3 protein-coding genes are annotated in these 2,400 nt (G+C 39.2%); all 3 read right to left on the reverse strand.

The genetic code is table 11. The annotated features are described in order from the left end of the window. Window positions 1-122: 122 nt before the first annotated feature. Window positions 123-542 (reverse strand): hypothetical protein, encoded by a 420-nt coding sequence (locus C3418_RS23290; protein ID WP_103859364.1) that lies wholly within the window; start codon window positions 540-542, stop codon window positions 123-125. A gap of 22 nt (window positions 543-564) precedes the next feature. After that, on the reverse strand, window positions 565-1,821 hold the full coding sequence (locus tag C3418_RS23295; protein WP_181023149.1) for a relaxase/mobilization nuclease domain-containing protein: 1,257 nt from the start codon (window positions 1,819-1,821) through the stop codon (window positions 565-567). A gap of 89 nt (window positions 1,822-1,910) precedes the next feature. After that, the coding region (locus C3418_RS24980; RefSeq protein ID WP_258040177.1) for a hypothetical protein at window positions 1,911-2,400 on the reverse strand (490 nt) is incomplete at its 5' end.

Here is a 2,400-nt window from a genome sequence, read left to right on the forward strand (position 1 = left end):
ATGATTTCCATGACCAAGGCGGACTTGCGCTTGGCCGTCCAACGTTTGATTTCTTCGTCCATCGTGATGCTCATGTCTGTGATCTCCACTCATTATGACCTGAGCAGGATTTCAGTGGGTCATTACATCTCTACGCTACATTCCTCAACCATAGGAATAGCATCAATAATCACACCAATAAACTCACCGACTTTCCGACCCGGTATAAAACCATAGCAATCACTATACTGCTCATCGTCGCCTTTACTACGCTTAATCACAGGAGAACCACCAAGGAACCCACGCCTCATATTTTCCATATAAGCATACTGGACCAGTCGTTGCTGCTCCTGGACCCAAAGCTTTGCATTTTTTGCGTCAGCCTCGGTTAACTCTTTTATAAGAGAGAAATCAGAATTTACATCAACTGTACCTAGGTGAACATTTACAGCCCTATACCTACGAACACATTTACCTGAACTGAGCTCCAGCTCTTCCAGTACACTCACGGTTTTGCTAAATGATACTGTTCTAAGATTTGCATTCAACCTCATGTTAGCCATACCACACCTCTCATTATTATTGTTATTTTATGTTTTTTTCTTTGGTTTGTTCGTGTGATATGGGATCCCCATACCAATCAGTAATCCATTCATTGTTCTTCAAAATTTCATTCTTAAGCTTGTCTCTGTCTAAGAAAAACATGTTTGGCTTATTAATAGTAGCTTTTTCTGAGTTAATATCTTGGACATATCCATCAGGAATCAATGCGTTTAATCCTGCATGAACGCACTCCACCCCCTTCCTAAAAATTGTAGCTAAAACGTCTTTCAACAGTGCTAGCGCATTTGATATGAAACTATCTGTCGGCTCTTCGACTGATAGCAAAACAAAATCCAATCTTAGAAGCCGGAAAGAGAATGACGATGTGTCATATGTTTTTTTATCCACATATGACGGCACTGATTTTTTAAATTTGGAATATTGTTTTTTAGTACAACGAATCAATGCAGTAAATGGTATAACCTTAAGGTCGCTTGATTGATTTGATTCACCTAATTGCAAATTTAAATCATCTCGCCGAGATGAATATTCAATGCCCTGCTCGAGCAGCTTAAACCAAGTAGCCCGCAATCTCTTAACCTTAGACCCTGATATCCATTTCTTACCGTCTATACTATAACAAATACCTTTTGGCTCGTGATTATCTGCTCTCCTCACCCTTACCATTACATTATGCTCACGCAACCCAGTGACAAATTCAGTCATGTTGTTCGGCTGGTTTTTAAAAACCAAGTCCATTGCATCCCTGATAATACAAGCGGGATCATGCATAGCATGAAAGCTCCCTCTACCATGGCCATTTTTAATATTTACTATGCTATACTCATGACCGAAATTTTTTTCAGGGCTTTTACAGTTCGACAATCCCAATTCAATTTCTATTTTTCGAGCAGCGTCAACTCCCCGAGCGTAGTCATTACTATCATCAACCAAAGTTCTGTCAAGTTTGACTCTACATGCCACAACATGTACATGTAGAGAGCTTGTATCGCGGTGTATAACAGATGTCCATCGAGTATCGCTACCATATCCCAATTCACTCATTAGCAGCCTAGCTGCAACTAGACATTGATATGGAGTTAATGATTCATCGGGGCTCAATGATAGTGAATAATGTGCACATAGTTGGTTTCCTGTGCCTGCATACAATGATGCCTGCATATTCAACTCCATGAGTAGTGGCCCGATGTCATAATCAGAGACCTCACCTCTTTCATTCAATGTAATATTTGGTCTATTAATTACACCGCCACCGAGATGATAAACCTGTGATGGCATGGATTTTCGTTTCCTACCAATATGTATAGCTCGGTAAATATAAGACAGTCTGTACTGGAAATTATGGCCGATCCTGTGTTTTTCAAAATTCATTTCAACTTCACTCCAATCAGAGCTTTTTCAATTCCTACAAACAGAGAATTTATAGATGAGAAAGCCTGCATCACTGGAGAGTTATCACTGCTGTCAGTAATAAGTTTATAAACGTCACTACCAACTTCAGCTTCAGCTTCAGCTTGTTTAATCAACAAAATGATTTGATTTAAATTCGATGATATATTGTATAACCCCTCGAGCAATCTCACACGATCATCATATGAAAAATCTGGTGAGATATTACTGTCTAGTTCCCTGAGAGCCAAAAACCGAATCAGGCTAGACTTTTTTGGAATACCATAGGTTTTACTATGCTTAGTTAAAACACGTTGCTCAGCTGCATTAAATGAGATTCGGAGTATTAAACTGCGTTTTTCGTCAGCTGATTTTTTGGGTCTACCTGAGCGTGGTTTTATGTTCATTGCGTGCACCTTTATAATAATTATATGTTTGTCTTTTATACAAATTTGCACAGGAAGACGA

It is taken from the genome of Aeromonas sp. ASNIH8 (assembly GCF_002919855.1).
In the GTDB taxonomy this organism is placed as follows: domain Bacteria; phylum Pseudomonadota; class Gammaproteobacteria; order Enterobacterales; family Aeromonadaceae; genus Aeromonas; species Aeromonas caviae.